Origin of the sequence: Yonghaparkia sp. Soil809 (assembly GCF_001429705.1) — a bacterium.
In the GTDB taxonomy this organism is placed as follows: Bacteria; Actinomycetota; Actinomycetes; order Actinomycetales; family Microbacteriaceae; genus Microcella.
The window spans coordinates 288,753-305,507 of the sequence record NZ_LMSV01000002.1 but is presented as its reverse complement, the minus strand read 5'-3'; the positions used below and the strand labels follow the sequence as shown (position 1 = coordinate 305,507).

Sequence of the window (16,755 nt, the reverse complement as noted above, 5' to 3'; positions counted from 1 at the left end):
CCGGGGCTCGGCACGCGCGTCCTGTGCCTCGCGAACGTCGCCGACGATCCGCAGACCGTGACGGCGCTCACCCTCTCGGGGCTGCCGGCGACGGGCGAGGATCTCATCGCGGGCGGCACGATCGACCTGCGGCGCGACCTGGTGATCCCCGCGCACGGCATCGTGTGGATGCGCGTGGCCGAATAGGGTGGAGTCGCTCCGCCACGAGCGGAGCCTTCCCCTGTGTGCCGAAGGAGGCCCCGCTGTGCCCGGAGAGAATCTGACCCGCGCCGAAGCTCAGGAGCGCGCGTCGCTCGTCCAGACCGAGAGCTACGACATCGCGCTCGACCTGACCACGGGAGCCGAGGTGTTCCGGTCGACGTCGACCGTCGTCTTCACCGCGACCCCCGGCGCGAGCACGTTCATCGATGCGATCACCCGCACGGTGCACAGCGTCACGCTCAACGGCGCCGAGCTCGACGCGGCCGCCATCGCCGACGGCACGCGCATCCAGCTGGACGGCCTCGCCGAGCGCAACGAGCTCACGGTCGTCGCCGACCACGAGTACACCAACACCGGCGAGGGCCTGCACCGCTTCGTCGACCCCGTCGACGGCGAGGTGTACCTGTACTCGCAGTTCGAGGTGCCCGACAGCCGCCGCGTCTTCGCGGTCTTCGAGCAGCCCGACCTCAAGGCGACGTTCCGCTTCGCCGTGACCGCGCCGCAGTCGTGGGTCGTCGTGTCGAACTCCCCCGTCGAGAGCCGCACCGAGAACGGCGAGGCCGCCACGACCGTCTTCACGACGACGAAGCGCATCTCGAGCTACATCACCGCGATCGTCGCGGGCCCGTACCAGAGCGTGCACTCCGAGCTGCAGAGCTCCGACGGCCGCACCATCCCGCTCGGGATCTTCGCGCGCGCCTCGCTCTTCGAGTACCTCGACGCCGACTACATCTTCGACATCACGCGCAAAGGCTTTACGTACTTCGAGTCGAAGTTCGGCGTCGCGTACCCGTTCGAGAAGTACGACCAGCTCTTCGTGCCCGAGTTCAACGCCGGCGCGATGGAGAACGCGGGCGCCGTGACCTTCACCGAGACCTACGTCTTCCGATCGAAGGTCACTGACGCGATCAAGGAGCGCCGCGTCGTCACGATCCTGCACGAGCTCGCCCACATGTGGTTCGGCGACCTCGTGACGATGAAGTGGTGGAACGACCTGTGGCTCAACGAGTCGTTCGCCGAGTGGGCGTCGACGATCGCCACGGCCGAGGCCACCGAGTGGCACGAGGCGTGGACGACGTTCCAGGCGATGGAGAAGAGCTGGGCCTACCGACAGGACCAGCTGCCCTCGACCCACCCGGTCGTCGCGACGATCAACGACCTCGAGGACGTGCAGGTCAACTTCGACGGCATCACCTACGCCAAGGGCGGCAGCGTGCTCAAGCAGCTCGTCGCGTGGGTGGGGCAGGACGCCTTCTTCGCGGGCGTCTCCGCCTACTTCCGGAAGCACGCGTGGGGCAACACCGAGCTGCGCGACCTGCTCGTCGAGCTCGAGGCCGCGAGCGGCCGCGAGCTCACGACGTGGAGCGAGAAGTGGCTCGAGACCGCCGGCGTCAACACGCTGCGCCCCGAGCTCGCGGTCGACGACCGCGGCGTCATCACGTCGTTCGCCGTGCTGCAGTCGGCAGCGGCCGACTACCGGACGATCCGCCCGCACCGCATGGCGATCGGCTTCTACGACCTGGTGGATGGCGCGCTGACGCGCACGCACCGCCTCGAGCTCGACGTCGATGGCGAGCGCACCGACGTGCCCGAGCTCGTGGGCCGGAGCCGCCCCGCGCTCATCCTGCTCAACGACGACGACCTCGCGTACGCGAAGATCCGCCTCGACGAGGCCTCGCTCGCCGTCGCGATCGAGCACCTCGCGGCGATCGAGAGCCCGCTGGCTCGCGCGATCGTGTGGGGCGCCGTCTGGGATGCCACGCGCGACGCCGAAGCGGCCCCGCGCGACTACGTGCGCCTCGTGCTCAACAACATCGCGACCGAGACCGAGTCGACGACGATCCGCACGACGCTCACGCAGCTCACGACCGTCGCGCGCCTCTACGTCGACCCCTCGCGCCGCGACGCGACGATCGCCGAGGTCGCCGACGCGCTGTGGGCGCTCGCCCAGGGCGCCGATGCCGGCAGCGACGCGCAGTTCCAGTTCGTGAAGTTCTTCGCGAACATGGCGGCGACGCCCGCTCACGGCGAGATCCTCGCGGGCCTCCGCGACGGCTCGATCACGCTCGAGGGGCTCAGCGTCGACACCGACCTCGAGTGGGAGCTCCTGGAGGGCCTCGCCCTCGTCGGCGCGATCACGCCGGGCGACATCGACGCGGCCCTCGCGAAGGACAACACGTCCAACGGCCAGCAGGCGGCGGCGCGCGCGAACGCGGCGTTCCTCGACGCGGCGAGCAAGTCCGCCGTCGTGGAGCACCTGCTCACCGACGACTCGGTGCCGAACGCGATCGTGCGCATGACGACGATGGGCTTCCAGCACGTCAACGACCCCTCGAGCCTCGAGGGTCTCGTCGGCCGCTACTTCGACGCCCTCACGGGCATCTGGACGAGCCGCAGCTACAAGATCGCCGAGTACCTCATCCTCGGCCTCTACCCGGCGCCGCTCGCATCGCTGCGCCTCGTCGACGCGACCCGCGCGTGGCTCGACGCGAACCCCGACCAGCCGGCCGCGCTGCGTCGGATGGTCTCGGAGAACCTCGCGGGCGTCGAGCGGGCGCTCGCCGCTCAGGAGCGCGACCGGGCGTAGTCGCCTCACCCCGGGCATCCTGCGACGGATGCCCGGCCGGAGCACCTCGAGGGCCTCGTCGATCGACGGGGCCCTCGGGCGTTCCCGGGCTGAGCCCGTGGCTAGGCTGGGGGCGATGGACTCCTTCGACTGGTCGACCCTCGGCGACGGCATCTACGCCTGGTACCTGGCGTGGCGCGTTCCGCTGCGCATCCTCGGCGTCATCGTCGGCGCGATCGTGCTGCGGGCCCTGCTGCGGGTGTCGATCCGGCGCGTGGTCGACCGCGTCGTCAACGGCGTCAAGAAGGCGCAGGCCGTCGAGCACACGGTCGAGCTGAGCGCCTCGCCGCTCATGGCGGTGCGCGTCGTGCAGCGCACCCGCACGATCGGCTCGGTGCTCAACAACCTCGTGACGTGGTCGATCGTGTCGATCGCGATCGTGCTCGTGCTGAGCGAGCTGCAGTTCTCGGTGACGGCGCTCATCGCCTCCGCGGGAATCCTCGGCGCCGCGCTCGGCTTCGGAGCGCAGAACGTCGTCAAGGACATGCTCAACGGGCTGTTCATGGTCTTCGAGGACCAGCTCGGCGTGGGCGACATCGTCGACCTCGTCACGACGCAGGGGCCCGTCTCGGGCGTCGTCGAGACGGTCGGCGTGCGCGTCACGCAGGTGCGCGACGTCAACGGCACGCTCTGGTACGTGCGCAACGGCGAGATCACGAACGTCGGCAACAAGTCGCAGGGCTGGGCGCGGGTCATCCTCGACATCCCCGCTCCGTACACGGCCGACATCGACTCCGTCGAGAAGACGATGCTCGACACGGCGCAGTCGATGGCCGACGATCCGAGCTGGAAGCGGAAGATCCTCGAGAAGCCCGAGGTGTGGGGCATCGAGTCGATCTCGGCCGAGGCGCTCGTCATCCGGCTCGTCGTGAAGGTGCGCTCCGGTGACCAGTTCGACATCGCGCGCGAGCTGCGCCGCCGCATGAAGGACGCCCTCGACGAGCTCGGCGTGGCGCTGCCCGCGCTCAACCGGCTCGTGCTCGACGGGCTCGACGCGAAGGCGCCGCGGAAGCCGGCCGGGAAGCCCCTGTCGCGGGGGGCGGCGGCGGACCCTACTGGGGCGGGCGGCGCGTCGCCGGGAAAGGCGGCCGACTGATGGCCGACCTCACGCTCGGGCCCACTGGCGGACCGACCGACCCGATGTTCGCGCAGGTCGGCGGCCACGCGACCTTCGACCGACTGGTCCGGAAGTTCTACGAGGGCATCGAGTCGGACCCGGTGCTGCGCCCGATGTACCCCGACGACGACATGGAAGGCGCGATCTGGCGCCTGACCGCATTCCTCGAGCAGTACTGGGGCGGCCCGACGACGTACAGCGAGCAGCGCGGGCACCCGCGGCTGCGCATGCGGCACATGCCCTTCACGGTCAACCCGGATGCCCGTGACCGCTGGCTCACGCACATGCGCGCCGCGCTCGACTCGCTCGCGCTGCCACCGCTGCACGAGGAAGCGATCTGGGACCACATGGAGCGCGCGGCCTACGCGATGGTGAACACGTTCGAGGAGTAGGGCTACTCCCCTGCGCGCTGCAGCACCCGGCGCGCATGGCGCAGCACCGGCTCGTCGACCATGCGGCCCTCGTGCGCGAACACTCCCGAGGCGCCGGCCGCTGACGCGGCCTCGAGAACGCCGCGCGCCCAGGCGACCTCCTCGACCGAGGGCCGATACGCCGCCCTGATCGTCTCGACCTGACCGGGGTGGATGCACGCCGTCGCCACGAAGCCGTGCGCGACCGCGTCGCGGGCCTCCAGCTCGAGCCCCGCGAGGTCGGCGATGTCGAGGTGCACGGCGTCGATCGCAGCCTTCCCGTGGCCGCCCGCGGCGAGCAGCACGCGCGCACGTGCGTGCCGTGCGACATCGCGGTACCGACCGTCCGGGCCGCGGCTCGAGGTGCCGCCGAGCGACGCGACCAGATCCTCCGCGCCCCACATGAGCGCGACGACCGACGGCTCGGCCGCGAGCTTCTCCGCCGCGAGCACTCCTGCCGCGGTCTCGACGAGCGCGATGATCGTGCTGCCGGTCGAGCTCGGCAGGTCGGCGGCGAGGGCTGCCACGTCCGCGGCGCGCTCGGCCTTCGGCAGCATCAGGATGCGGTATCCGGTCGCCGAGACGGCCGCCACGTCGAGCGCGTGGTCGGCCGTGCCGCGCGCGTTGACTCGCACGATCGTGCGGGTCGGGTCGAGATCGGAGGCCCGCAGCGCCTCGCGCGCGCGCTCCTTGTCGGCCGGCGCCACGGCATCCTCGAGATCGATGATGACCGCGTCGGCGCGGTCGGCCGCCTTCGCGAAGCGCTCGGGGCGGTCGGCCGGCACGAACAGGATCGCGGGCCCGAGCACGAAGCCCGCCGCACCGCCAGCCGGCGAGGTCACGGCGCGTGCCCCTCGCACCACACGAGCGTCGAGCGGGTCGCGGTCGCGACGACGACGCCGTCCTGGTTGCGGCCCGTGTGGCGCAGCGTCACGATGCCCTGCCCGGGCCGCGAATCCGAGAGCCGCTTCGCCTCGACGAGCGTCTCGGAGTAGAGGGTGTCGCCGTGCCGCATCGGGTGCGGGAAGGCCACCTCGCCGAAGCCGAGGTTGGCGACGATCGTGCCCTGCGTGAGCTGGGCGACGGATGCCCCGACGAGGGTCGAGAGCGTGAGCATCGAGTTGACCAGCCGCTCGCCGAAGGGCTGCCCGGCCGACCACGCCGCGTCGAGGTGCAGCGACTGCGAGTTCATCGTCAGCGTCGTGAAGAGCACGTTGTCGGCCTCGGTGAGCGTGCGCCCCGGGGCGTGGACGTAGGTCGCGCCGACCTCGAACTCCTCGAACCAGAGGCCGCGCTGCACGATGCGGCGGCCCTCGCCCTCGTTCATGAGAACCCCAGCTCGCGCGCGATGATCATGAGCTGCACCTCGGTCGTGCCCTCGCCGATCTCGATGACCTTCGAGTCGCGGTAGTGGCGGGCGACGCGGTACTCGTTCATGAATCCGTAGCCTCCGAAGATCTGGGTCGCGTCGCGGGCGTTGTCCATCGCGGCCTCGCTCGCCACCATCTTGGCGATGCTCGCCTGCTTCTTGAAGGGCTTGCCCGCCACGAGCCGGAACGCCGCGTCGTACGTCGCGAGCCGCGCCTGGTGCACGCGCGCCTCCATACGCGCGAGCGTGAACGCGATGTGCTGGTTCGCACCGATGGGTCGGCCGAAGACCTTCCGGCTCTGCGCGTACGCGATCGACTCGTCGAGGCAGCCCTGAGCGGCTCCCGTGCCGAGCGCGGCGAACGCGACGCGCCCCTCGTCGAGCGTCTGGATGAAGTTCGCGAACCCGCGCCCGCGCTCCCCCAGCAGGTTCGCCTCGGGAACGCGCGCGCCCTGGAACGTCAGCGGGTGCGTGTCGGAGGCGTGCCAGCCGACCTTGTCGTACGCGGGCTCGACTGTGAAGCCGGGCGTGCCCGTCGGCACGAGGATCGCGCTGAGCTCGGCCTTCCCGTTGTCGTCGCGCCCAGTGACCGCGGTCACGGTCACGAGTTCGGTGATGGGCGTGCCCGAGTTGGTGATGAACTGCTTCGAGCCGTCGATGACCCACTCGCTGCCCTCGAGTCGCGCGGTCGTGCGCGTCGCGCCCGCGTCCGACCCCGCCTCGGCCTCGGTGAGCCCGAAGCCCGCGAGCGCCTCGCCCGAGGTCAGGCGCGGCAGCCAGTGCTGCTTCTGCTCCTCGGTGCCGCTGCGGAAGATCGGCATCGCGCCGAGCCCGACCCCGGCCTCGAGGGTCACGGCGATCGACTGGTCGACGCGGGCGAGCTCCTCGATCGCGAGGCACAGCTCGACGTAGGTGCCGCCCTGCCCGCCGTACTCCTCGGGGAACGGCAGCCCGAACAGCCCCATCTCGCCCATCTGCCGCACGACCTCCATCGGCAGCGTCTTCGTGCGGTCGGCCTCGTACGCGGCGGGGTCGACGACCTCGTTCGCGAACTCGCGGACCATGGCCTGCAGCTCGAGCTGGTCGTCGTCGAAGTCGATCATGCGGGGGCTCCTTCATGGGGGGCGGATGCGGTGGTCGCGTCGGGGTCGCCGGCCGCGGGGGTCTCGGGGGCAGCGGCGATCGCGGGCTCGGGCTCGGGCTCGGGCTCGGGCTCGGGCTCGATGCGGGCGAGGACCTGTCCCTGGCGCACCTGGGCCCCGACGGCGACGTCGAGCCGCAGGACGCCCGCGTGCGGGGCGAGCACGGCGTGCTCCATCTTCATCGCCTCGACGGTGACGATCGACCGGCCCGCCTCGACGCGGTCGCCGTCGGCGGCGCCGAGAGCGACGACCGCGCCCGGCATGGTCGCGCGCAGTTCAGGGCTCGCGGCGCCGGTCGCGGCGCCCGAGCCGCTGGCCCGGCGGCGGTCGGCGTGAGCGGCGGCGCGCGCGGCGCGGTCGAGCACGCGCAGCGCGAGCGCGGCGCCCGCCTCGGCGTCGGTCGGCTGGAGCCACACGCGGTCGCCCTCGCGGCCCACGGCGAAGGTCCGCGCGGCACGGTCGAGGTGCACGGTCACGCAGCCGTCGCGCTCGGCGAGGCGCGCCGGCCGGGGCTCTGCACCGCCGATCCGCACGGTCGCCTCGGTCGTCGAGCCGGTCACGAGCACGACCACGGGCTCCGCGTCGGGGCTCGCGGCGGCGTCGACGACCTCGTACCGGGCGGGCTGGTGCACGCCGAGGCGGAACCCCGACGGCGTGCGCCAGAGCGGGCTCGCGGCGCGGGCGGCGGTGGCGGCTCCGGCTGAGGCGCTCGGGGCGGCGAGCTCGAGGCGACGCGCGTGCTCGAGCAGGGCCGCGGCCGCGACGGCCGCGGCATCCGTCGCCGATGACGTGGGGTCGAGCGACGCCGCCGCAGGTACGATCCGCTCGATGAGCGAGGTCTCGAGCCGACCCTCGCGGACGGCGGGGTCGGCGAGCACCTGGCGCAGGTACGCGCGATTGGTGCGCAGGCCCAGCACGTGAGTACCGGCGAGCGCCGCGTCGAGCCGCGCGAGCGCCGTCGCACGGTCGGGCCCGTGCGCGATGACCTTCGCGAGCATGGGGTCGTAGTCGGCTCCGACGACGAGGCCCTCGACGAGCGCCGAGTCGACGCGGACTCCCTCGCCTCGGGCCTCGACGAGCCCGCGGACCGTGCCCGTCGACGGCAGGAACCCCGCGGCAGGGTCCTCCGCATACAGCCGAGCCTCGATCGCGTGCCCGTCGAGCGCGAGCGGCGGCAGGTCGAGGCGCTGCCCCGCGGCGATGCGCAGCTGCTGCTCCACGATGTCGACGCCCGTGACGAGCTCGGTGACGGGATGCTCGACCTGCAGGCGCGTGTTCATCTCCATGAAGAAGAACTCGTCGGGGCGCGCGTCACTGACCAGGAACTCGACCGTGCCGGCACCCGCGTAGTCGACGCTGCGGGCCACCTCGCACGCCGACTCGCCGATCGCGGCGCGCGTCGCCTCGTCGAGCAGGGGCGAAGGGGCCTCCTCGATGATCTTCTGGTGCCGGCGCTGCAGCGAGCACTCGCGCTCGCCCAGGTGCACGGTCGTGCCGTGGCTGTCGGCGAGCACCTGCACCTCGATGTGGCGCGGGGCTACGATGAACCGCTCGAGCAGGAGGGTGTCGTCACCGAAGGCCTTGAGCGCGACGCGGCGCGCACCCGCGAGCGCCTCGCGCAGAGCATCCGCCTCATGGACGACCGTCATGCCCTTGCCGCCGCCGCCCGCCGATGGCTTGATGATGAGCGGGAAGCCGACTCGGTCGGCCGCGGCGACGAGCTCGGCGTCGCTCATGCCCGCCTCACCGGCGCCGGGGATGGTCGGCACGCCGCGCTCGGCGACGTGCGCCTTCGCCCGGATCTTGTCGCCCATCACCTGGAGCGCGCGCGGGCTCGGCCCGACGAACACGATGCCGGCCTCGGCGCTCGCGGCCGCGAGCTCGGCGTTCTCGCTGAGGAACCCGTAGCCCGGGTGAATGGCCTCGGCACCGCCGCGGCGGGCGGCGTCTACGATGGCCTCGACGCTCAAGTAGCTCTCGGCGGCGGAGGCCGGGCCGATGCGCAGGGCGAGATCCGCGAGCGCGACGTGGCGGGCATCCGCATCGGCGTCGCTGAAGACCGCGATCGAGCGGATGCCCAGCTCGCGCAGCGTGCGGATGAGGCGGCACGCGATCTCGCCGCGATTCGCGACGAGCACCGAGGCGAAGGGGCGTGGCAGGTCGTGGCTGGTCATCGCGCTCACATCCGGAAGAGGCCGAAGGCCGGGTCGGGCAGCGGCGCGCGGCTGCAGACGTCGAGGGCGAGACCGAGCACCGTGCGGGTGTCGGCGGGGTCGATGATGCCGTCGTCCCACAGGCGGCCGGTCGAGAAGTACGGACTTCCCTCGACCTCGTACTGGGCGCGGATCGGGGCCTCGAAGGCCTCCTGCTCCTCGGTGCTCCACGCGTCGCCGAGCTGGTCGCGCCGCACGGTGCCGAGCACGGCGGCGGCCTGCGGCCCGCCCATGACCGAGATGCGGGCGTTGGGCCACATCCAGAGGAACCGCGGCGAGTAGGCCCGGCCGCACATCGAGTAGTTGCCAGCGCCGAACGAGCCGCCGATGACCACCGTGAGCTTCGGCACGCGCGTCGTCGCGACCGCCGTGACCATCTTCGCGCCGTGCTTGGCGATGCCTCCCGCCTCGGCGTCGCGACCCACCATGAAGCCCGAGATGTTCTGCAGGAACAGCAGCGGCACGCCGCGCTGGTCGCACAGCTCGATGAAGTGCGCCCCCTTCGCGGCCGACTCGCTGAACAGCACGCCGTTGTTGGCGACGATGCCGACCGGGTGGCCGTGAATGCGCGCGAAGCCCGTCACGAGCGTCTCGCCGTACTCGCGCTTGAACTCGTGCCAGCTGCCGCCGCCGTCGACGAGCCGCGCGATGACCTCGCGCACGTCGTACGGCGTCTGCACGTCGGGCGGGATCACGTCGTAGAGGCTGCCCTCGTCGACATCGGGCGGGATGCTCTCGCCGACCTCCCACGCGGGTGCCGCGGGCGGCGGCACGGTGGCGATGATGTCGCGCACGATCTCGAGCGCGTGCCGGTCGTCGTCGGCGAGGTGGTCGACGACGCCCGAGACGCGGGCGTGCGTGTCGCCGCCGCCGAGCTCCTCCGCACTCACGACCTCGCCGATCGCGGCCTTCACAAGGGGCGGCCCGCCGAGGAAGATCGTGCCCTGGTTGCGCACGATGACGGTCTCGTCGCTCATCGCGGGCACGTACGCGCCGCCGGCCGTGCACGACCCCATGACGGAGGCGATCTGCGGGATGCCCGCCGCGGACATCCGCGCCTGGTTGTAGAAGATGCGACCGAAGTGGTCGCGGTCGGGGAAGACCTCGGCCTGCAGCGGCAGGAACGCGCCGCCCGAATCGACGAGGTACACGCACGGCAGGCGGTTCTCGAGCGCGACCTCCTGCGCCCGCAGGTGCTTCTTCACGGTCATCGGGAAGTACGTGCCGCCCTTGACGGTCGCGTCGTTGCTGATGACGAGCACGTGGCGGCCGTGCACGAGCCCGATGCCCGCGATGACGCCCGCGGCGGGCGCCTCGTCGTCGTAGAGCCCGGTCGCCGCGAGCGGGGCGAGCTCGAGGAAGGGGCTGCCGTCGTCGAGCAGCGCGTCGATGCGCTCGCGCGGCAGGAGCTTGCCCCGGGCGACGTGCCGCTCGCGGCTGCGCTCGGGGCCGCCGAGGGCTGCGGTGGCGAGGCGCTGCTTCAGGTCGTCGACGAGGGCGCGCATCGCGGCGGCGTTCGTGCTGCTGGTCGCGGTACCGGTCGTCATCGACCGCTCCCCTCTCGTCGGCGGCTCGTGGCCCCGGTGCGGTGCGGATGCGAGCGTCGCTTCGGTTAGTCGACGCTCACCGATTCAGGTTAGTCACGGCTAACCGGAATGTCTAGACTGGCGGCATGTCCTCCGCGACGGATGTCCCCGCCGACGCCGCGACCGCGCGCGACCGGGCGAAGGCGGAGCGGCGGGCGGCCCTGCTGCGCGCGGCTGCGCAGCTCTTCGCCGAGCGCGGGTTCCCCCGCGTGTCGCTCGACGACCTCGGCGCCGCCGTCGGAGTGAGCGGACCCGCGGTCTACAAGCACTTCGCAAGCAAGCAGGCCGTGCTCGCGGCGATCCTCGTCGACGCGAGCGAGGGCCTGCTCGCGGGCGGGCGGGCGGTCGTCACCGACGCCGCGTCGGACGCCGGCGCCCTCGCCGACCTCGTCGCCTTCCACGTCGACTTCGCCCTCGCCAACGCCGACGTCATCCGCGTGCAGGATCACGACCTCGACTCGCTCGCCGACGACGACCGCCACACCGTGCGGGCGCTGCAGCGCGAGTACGTCGAGCTGTGGGTCGACGTGCTCGCGCGGCTGCGACCGACGGATGCGCGGCCCGCGCTGCGCACCCGCGCGCACGCGTGCTTCGGGCTCATCAACTCGACGCCGCACAGCTCGCGCGTCGGGGCGCGGGCCGCGCGGAGCATCCTCGAGTCGATGGCGCTGGCGGCGCTCACGGCGTAGCCGCGCGTTGGGGTAGCGGCACGCCCGGCCGTCGACTCCCTCACGTTTGTGCCCGAAAGTCGCACGTGAGCCCGAAAGTTCGGGCCCCACTGCGACTTTCGGGCACAAGGGCGGGGCCTTCGCCAGGCTAGACGAGCGCGAGCACGCTCGCCGGGTCGTGGAGGATCCCGCCGATGTCGGTCAGGAACCGCGACCCCTGCTCGCCGTCGACCATGCGGTGGTCGAACGACACGCTCAGCGTCATGACGTCGCGCAGCGCGATGCAGCCCTCGAACTCCCACGGCATGCGCCGCACGGCTCCCATCGCGAGGATGGCCGCCTCGCCCGGAACGATGATCGGCGTGCCCGCGTCGACGCCGAAGACGCCGATGTTGGTGATCGTGATCGTGCCACCGCTGAGCGACGACGGCGGCGTGCGACCGTCGCGCGCGGTCCCTGCCAGCTCGCGGATCGCGTCGGCCAGCTGCGGCACCGTCATCGACTGCGCGGTCGGGATGCTCGGCACGAGCAGCCCGCGCGGCGTCGCCACCGCGATGCCGAGGTGGATGTCGCGCAGCTCGACGATCTCGTTCGCCGCCTCGTCCCACCGCGAGTTGAGGCTCGGATTGCGCCCGACGGCGATGCACAGCGCCCTGCTCACGAGCGCGAGCATCGACGCGCTCTGGCCGCGCGCCTTGAGCCGTGCCACGAGCTCGCTCGCGGCGGTCACGTCGACGGTCAGGAACTCGGTGACGTGCGGCGCGGTGAACGCGCTGCGCACCATCGCCTCGGCCGTCGCCTTGCGCACGCCCTTGATCGGGTGGCGCACCTCGGCGGGGCGGTCGGCGGCGAGGTAGGACGAGCGAGCGCCGGCCGCCCCGGTCGCGCCCGTCGCGGCCGGCGGCGCGGATGCCGCGGCACGACCGCTCTCGGCGAACCGGGTGACGTCGGCGCGCGTGACCTGACCGTTGTCGCCGGTGCCGTCGACCTCGGAGAGGTCGACGCCCAGGTCGTGCGCGAGCTTGCGCACGGGCGGCGTGGCGAGCGCGGCGCCGCGAGTCGCTCCCGGACCGCGCGCGGCTCCCCCGCCCGGGCCACCGCTGGACGGACGATCGGCCGGCCGCTCGGGCAGGCTTCGCGACTTGCGCTTCGGGCGTCGCCCCGTCTCGACGGCGGGGCCGTAGCCGACGAGCACCGATTGGCGCTCGGCGGCGGGCTCGGCGGGCGCATCCGGCTCGACGACCTCGGCGGCGGGAGCGGGAGCGCTCGGCGCGGCCGGCGCCGGCGTCGCCTCGGCGACGGGCGACCCGCCAGCCGCGCTCGACGCGAGCGGAGCATCCGCCGCCACCTCGATCGAGACGATGGGCGCGCCGACCTGGACGGTCGTTCCCGGCTCGGCGTGGAGGGCGGCGACGATGCCCGCGAACGGCGAGGGCAGCTGCACGATCGCCTTCGCGGTCTCGACGTCGGCGAGCACTTGGTTGAGCGTCACGCGGTCGCCGACGGCGACGTGCCACTCGACGAGCTCGCTCTCGGTCAGGCCCTCGCCGAGATCGGGGAGGCGGAACTCGTGGACGGTCATGAGGCGCTCCATCCGGTGAGGGCGTTCTGGCGGCCGAGCACGCGGTCGACAGCGTCGAGGATGCGGTCGAGGTCGGGNGCCGCCTCGAGGTACAGGAAGCATCGGTCGGTGATGCTCGCGGCGATCTCGGCCCCGAGACCGCCGAACTGCGCGGCCTCGTGCGTGATGACGAGTCGGCCGGTCTTGCGCACGCTCGCCTCGACGGTGTCGAGGTCGAGCGGCGAGAGCGACCGCAGATCGATGACCTCGACCGAGGTGCCCTCGTCGCCTGCGGCGATCGCGGCGTCGATCGCGGTCGCGACGAGCGGGCCGTAGGCGACGATCGTCACGTCGGCGCCCTCGAGCACGACGCGCGCCCTGTCGAACGGGAAGTCGGCGTCTTCGTCGACCTCGCCCTTCGTCCAGTAGCGGCGCTTCGGCTCGAAGAACAGCACGGGGTCGTCGCACGCGATCGCCTGGCGGATCATCGTGTGCGCGTCCTGCGGCGTCGAGCACGTGACGACGCGCAGCCCCGCGGTATGCGCGAAGTACGCCTCGGGCGACTCCGAGTGGTGCTCGACCGCGCCGATGCCGCCGCCGAAGGGCACGCGGATGGTGATCGGCATGCGGACGGCGCCGCGCGTGCGGTAGTGCAGCTTCGCGACCTGCGCGACGATCTGGTCGAAGGCCGGGTAGATGAAGCCGTCGAACTGGATCTCGCACACGGGGCGGAAGCCGCGGTATGCGAGGCCGACGGCCATGCCGATGATGCCGGATTCCGCGAGCGGCATGTCCATGACGCGATCGGTGCCGAAGTCGCGCTGCAGGCCGTCGGTGACGCGGAACACGCCGCCGAGCGGGCCGATGTCCTCGCCGAGCAGTACGACGCGGTCGTCGTCGGCGAGTGCGCGGCGCAGCCCCGAGTTGACGGCCTTCGCGAGGGTGAGCTCAGTCATTCCGCACCTCCCTCGAGCTCGCCGACGCTGCGGAGGTAGGCCTCCTGCTGCGAGCGCTGCCGCGCGAGCCCCGTATGCGGCTCGGCGTACACATGGTCGAAGACCGACAGCGGCGCGGGGTTCGGGAGGGCGAGGCAGCCGGCGCGGAAGGCGGCGGCGACCTCGTCGGCCGTTGCGGCGACGGATGCGGCGGTCTCGTCGGTCAGGACTCCCGCGTCGCGCAGGTGCGCCTCCACCCGCGCGATCGGATCCTTCGCCGCCCACTCCTCGCGCTGCAGCGGGTCGACGTAGCGGCTCGGGTCGTCGGAGGTCGTGTGCGGGCCCATCCGGTAGGTGACGGCCTCGATGAAGGTCGGGCCGTCGCCGCGGTGGGCGCGGTCGAGGGCGCGGCGCGTCGCGGCGAGCACCGCGAGCACGTCGTTGCCGTCGACGCGGATGCTCGGGATGCCGAAGCCGGGCGCCCGCTCGGCGATCGGCCGCTGCGCCTGCAGGCCGACGGGCTCGGAGATCGCCCACTGGTTGTTCTGGCAGAAGAACACGACGGGGGCGCCGAACGAGGCGGCGAAGACCATGGCCTCGTTGACGTCGCCCTGGGTCGTCGCGCCGTCGCCGAAGTAGGTGATCGTCGCGGTGTCGACGCCGTCGTGGCGGCAGCCGACGGCGTAGCCGACCGCATGGAGGGTCTGCGCGCCGATGACGATCTGCGGCGTCGCCATGTTCACGGCGTAGGGGTTCCACCCCGACTGGGCGGTTCCGCGCCACACCTCGACGAGCTGCGGCAGCTCGACGCCGCGGCAGTAGGCGACGGCGTTCTCGCGGTAGCTCGAGAAGATGAAGTCGTCGGCGCGCAGGGCTCGGGCCGAGCCGACCTGGGCGGCCTCCTGCCCGAGCAGCGGCGGCCAGAGCCCGAGCTGGCCCTGGCGCTGGAGGGCGGTGGCCTCGACGTCGATGCGACGGACCACGACGAGGTCCTCGTAGAGGCGGAGGAGGGCCTCGCCCGAGACGTCGGAGACGTAGGGATCGTAGAGCGGATCCTCGATGCGCCGACCCTCGGGGTCGAGCAGCTGCACGAGCTCGTCGGGCGGGCTGGGAAGCTCCGCCTCGATTCGCGTGTCGGACACAGTGGTTCGCATCGCATCTCCGATCCGCCGCGCCCCGTGCGGGTGTGCCGAGGGCGGTCGATCCTCACAGTCGTCGGCCGGTGGGCCGCATGACTGACCGGGGCACCGTTGCCCCGAGTTGCCTCGACCGTAGCCAGCGCGGGCTGGGAAGACAAGGGCGACCCGCCGATGAGCGGGCCCGGCGCAGCGGGCGCGGCCGGGCGGGCGTCAGCGCCCGAGCGTCCAGCCGGCCTGCTTCACGAGGACGTGCCCGCGCTCGGTCGAGAATCGGAGCCACGATCCGGAGGCGAGCTGCTGGACGGGGTCCTCCCCGAGGAATCCGAGCGAGAGCGCCGCGAACGCCGCGCCGGCGGGCACGTGGTCGAGACCCTCGAGCGGCCTCCCCCACACCTCGGTGCGCACGCGGTGCACGAGGTCGGAGCCGAGCGCGTCGGGAACGGCCGTCGCGACTTCGTCGATGCCCGCGCGGGCCGCGGTCTCGAAGACCGCGGGCTCGATCGGCTGCATGCGCTGCCAGCCGCCGCGGGGCGGCGAGATCGCCGCCCAGACCACCGTGTTGACGCTCGTGGGGAGGGTCAGCGTGACGGGACCGTCCGTCGCGGAGGCGACCGCGGCATCCGTCCTCGTCAGCAGCGAGCGGATCGGGACGACCTCGTCGAACCCCTCGCCCTCGGCGGCGAGCGTGCGCAGCCCGAGCACGGTCGGCCCGCGATCGAGCAGGCCGCGCGGGTGGAGGACCGCGACGTAGACGGCGAGTACGCCGGAGTCGAGGATGAGCCGCACGGCGGCGTTCTCCTCGAGTCGCGCCGCGCGCCCGAGCAGCACCTGCAGGTCGTGCGCCGCGGCGGCGTCGGGGAGGGAGAGGATGCTCGACATCGCTCCCTAGACTACGGGCGTGACCGATGAGCGCGCCCCCCACGATCCCGTCTCCGCGATGCTCCAGGCGCTCGACCTGACCGACACCGGCGCACGCACCACGGAGGACATCTTCACCGCGCCGAGCCAGTGGATGCCGCAGGGCCGCGTCTTCGGCGGGCAGGTCATGGCGCAGTCGGTGCTCGCGGCGACGCGCACGGTGGAGCGGGACCGGCTGATCCACTCGATGCACGGGTACTTCCTCCGACCGGGCGACGTCGACCTGCCCATCACGTTCTCGGTCGACCGCATCCACGACGGCCGGTCGTTCTCGACCCGGCGCACGCAGGCCTATCAGAAGGGCGTGCCGATCCTGTCGATGATCGCCTCCTTCCAGGACGACGACCCCGGCCTCGAGCACCAGGCCGAGATGCCGGAGGGGATCCCCCAGCCGGAGGACCTCCCGAGCACGCGCGAGGTGCTCGAGCAGCTCGATCACCCGGTCGCGCGCTTCTGGGCCACCGAGCGGCCCTTCGACCTGCGGCACGCCCCCGGGCACCTGTACTTCGGCGGCGGCCGGGAGCAGGTCGCGCACCAGGCGGTCTGGCTGCGCGCGCTGAGCCCGCTGCCCGACGACGAGAGCCTGCACCGCGCCGCCCTCGCCTACGCGAGCGACTACTCGATCCTCGAGCCGATCCTCCGCCGGCACGGCCAGTCATGGGCGACGCCGGGGCTCAAGATGGCGAGTCTCGACCACGCGATGTGGTGGCACCGCTCGGCGCGCGTCGACGACTGGCTCTGCTACGTGCAGGAGTCGCCGAACGCGATCGGCGGCCGCGGCCTGTCGATGGGCCGCATCTTCACGCGTGACGGCGTGCTCGTCGCGAGCGTGGCGCAAGAGGGCATGGTGCGGATCCCGCAGGAGTGAGC

Annotated in this window: 14 protein-coding genes; 5 read left to right on the top strand and 9 right to left on the bottom strand. The window is 72.5% G+C overall.

What is annotated here, in order from left to right; genetic code table 11:
- Window positions 1-244 precede the first annotated feature (244 nt).
- The 3 genes from pepN (at window position 245) to ASG83_RS09025 (ending at window position 4,336) form a co-directional block, all read left to right on the top strand.
- Entirely contained in the window at window positions 245-2,788 is a 2,544-nt protein-coding gene (gene pepN / locus ASG83_RS09035) for an aminopeptidase N (RefSeq protein WP_055860213.1), read from the top strand.
- Window positions 2,789-2,903: 115 nt separating this feature from the next.
- Window positions 2,904-3,923 (top strand): mechanosensitive ion channel family protein, encoded by a 1,020-nt coding sequence (locus tag ASG83_RS09030; RefSeq protein ID WP_055860210.1) that lies wholly within the window; start codon window positions 2,904-2,906, stop codon window positions 3,921-3,923.
- Window positions 3,923-4,336, top strand: a complete 414-nt coding sequence (locus ASG83_RS09025; RefSeq protein ID WP_082515016.1) for a globin — start codon at window positions 3,923-3,925, stop codon at window positions 4,334-4,336. Before ASG83_RS09030 ends, ASG83_RS09025 begins: the two co-directional genes overlap by 1 nt.
- Before the next feature lie 2 nt (window positions 4,337-4,338).
- On the opposite strand, the gene ASG83_RS09020 is transcribed toward ASG83_RS09025, so the two are convergent.
- Genes ASG83_RS09020 through ASG83_RS09000 form a run of 5 tightly spaced genes read right to left on the bottom strand, consistent with a single transcriptional unit; the run spans window position 4,339 to window position 10,625 of the window.
- Window positions 4,339-5,196, bottom strand: a complete 858-nt coding sequence (locus ASG83_RS09020) for a CoA ester lyase (protein ID WP_055861993.1) — start codon at window positions 5,194-5,196, stop codon at window positions 4,339-4,341.
- Window positions 5,193-5,681 (bottom strand): MaoC family dehydratase, encoded by a 489-nt coding sequence (locus tag ASG83_RS09015; RefSeq protein ID WP_055860207.1) that lies wholly within the window; start codon window positions 5,679-5,681, stop codon window positions 5,193-5,195. Before ASG83_RS09015 ends, ASG83_RS09020 begins: the two co-directional genes overlap by 4 nt.
- Window positions 5,678-6,826 (bottom strand): acyl-CoA dehydrogenase family protein, encoded by a 1,149-nt coding sequence (locus ASG83_RS09010; protein ID WP_055860204.1) that lies wholly within the window; start codon window positions 6,824-6,826, stop codon window positions 5,678-5,680. Before ASG83_RS09010 ends, ASG83_RS09015 begins: the two co-directional genes overlap by 4 nt.
- The gene (locus ASG83_RS09005; protein WP_082599187.1) at window positions 6,823-9,039 is read right to left on the bottom strand and encodes a biotin carboxylase N-terminal domain-containing protein; all 2,217 of its coding nucleotides are present in this window, start codon (window positions 9,037-9,039) and stop codon (window positions 6,823-6,825) included. Before ASG83_RS09005 ends, ASG83_RS09010 begins: the two co-directional genes overlap by 4 nt.
- Window positions 9,040-9,044: 5 nt before the next feature.
- On the bottom strand, window positions 9,045-10,625 hold the full coding sequence (locus tag ASG83_RS09000) for a carboxyl transferase domain-containing protein (RefSeq protein WP_055860202.1): 1,581 nt from the start codon (window positions 10,623-10,625) through the stop codon (window positions 9,045-9,047).
- Window positions 10,626-10,750: 125 nt separating this feature from the next.
- Here ASG83_RS09000 and ASG83_RS08995 point away from each other — a divergent pair, with 125 nt between their 5' ends.
- Window positions 10,751-11,353, top strand: a complete 603-nt coding sequence (locus tag ASG83_RS08995) for a TetR/AcrR family transcriptional regulator (protein WP_055860199.1) — start codon at window positions 10,751-10,753, stop codon at window positions 11,351-11,353.
- 127 nt (window positions 11,354-11,480) lie between these two features.
- Here ASG83_RS08995 and ASG83_RS08990 read toward each other — a convergent pair whose 3' ends face one another.
- From ASG83_RS08990 to ASG83_RS08975, 4 genes are all read right to left on the bottom strand, one after another.
- A complete protein-coding gene (locus tag ASG83_RS08990; protein ID WP_055861983.1) occupies window positions 11,481-12,914 on the bottom strand; it encodes a dihydrolipoamide acetyltransferase family protein in 1,434 nt (477 codons plus the stop codon).
- A 78-nt stretch (window positions 12,915-12,992) separates the two neighbouring features.
- A partial coding sequence (locus tag ASG83_RS08985; protein WP_235460211.1) for an alpha-ketoacid dehydrogenase subunit beta occupies window positions 12,993-13,849 on the bottom strand: 857 nt, incomplete at its 3' end.
- A complete protein-coding gene (gene pdhA, locus ASG83_RS08980; RefSeq protein WP_055860196.1) occupies window positions 13,846-14,982 on the bottom strand; it encodes a pyruvate dehydrogenase (acetyl-transferring) E1 component subunit alpha in 1,137 nt (378 codons plus the stop codon). The genes pdhA and ASG83_RS08985, both read right to left, overlap by 4 nt.
- Window positions 14,983-15,177: 195 nt before the next feature.
- Window positions 15,178-15,846, bottom strand: coding sequence for a hypothetical protein (locus tag ASG83_RS08975; protein ID WP_055860195.1), 669 nt, complete (start codon window positions 15,844-15,846; stop codon window positions 15,178-15,180).
- A 58-nt stretch (window positions 15,847-15,904) separates the two neighbouring features.
- Here ASG83_RS08975 and ASG83_RS08970 point away from each other — a divergent pair, with 58 nt between their 5' ends.
- Window positions 15,905-16,753: an acyl-CoA thioesterase II gene (locus tag ASG83_RS08970; protein WP_055861980.1), complete on the top strand. Its 849-nt coding sequence runs from the start codon at window positions 15,905-15,907 to the stop codon at window positions 16,751-16,753.
- Window positions 16,754-16,755 lie beyond the last annotated feature (2 nt).

Coding starts and splice junctions, on each gene's coding strand:
- ASG83_RS09015 (WP_055860207.1), bottom strand. CDS start 5,681: ATGAACGAGGGCGAGGGCCGCCGCATCGTGCAGCGCGGCCTCTGGTTC.
- ASG83_RS09025 (WP_082515016.1), top strand. CDS start 3,923: ATGGCCGACCTCACGCTCGGGCCCACTGGCGGACCGACCGACCCGATG.
- ASG83_RS09000 (WP_055860202.1), bottom strand. CDS start 10,625: ATGACGACCGGTACCGCGACCAGCAGCACGAACGCCGCCGCGATGCGC.
- ASG83_RS09010 (WP_055860204.1), bottom strand. CDS start 6,826: ATGATCGACTTCGACGACGACCAGCTCGAGCTGCAGGCCATGGTCCGC.
- ASG83_RS09005 (WP_082599187.1), bottom strand. CDS start 9,039: ATGACCAGCCACGACCTGCCACGCCCCTTCGCCTCGGTGCTCGTCGCG.
- pdhA (WP_055860196.1), bottom strand. CDS start 14,982: ATGCGAACCACTGTGTCCGACACGCGAATCGAGGCGGAGCTTCCCAGC.
- ASG83_RS08975 (WP_055860195.1), bottom strand. CDS start 15,846: ATGTCGAGCATCCTCTCCCTCCCCGACGCCGCCGCGGCGCACGACCTG.
- ASG83_RS09030 (WP_055860210.1), top strand. CDS start 2,904: ATGGACTCCTTCGACTGGTCGACCCTCGGCGACGGCATCTACGCCTGG.
- ASG83_RS08970 (WP_055861980.1), top strand. CDS start 15,905: ATGCTCCAGGCGCTCGACCTGACCGACACCGGCGCACGCACCACGGAG.
- ASG83_RS08990 (WP_055861983.1), bottom strand. CDS start 12,914: ATGACCGTCCACGAGTTCCGCCTCCCCGATCTCGGCGAGGGCCTGACC.
- ASG83_RS08995 (WP_055860199.1), top strand. CDS start 10,751: ATGTCCTCCGCGACGGATGTCCCCGCCGACGCCGCGACCGCGCGCGAC.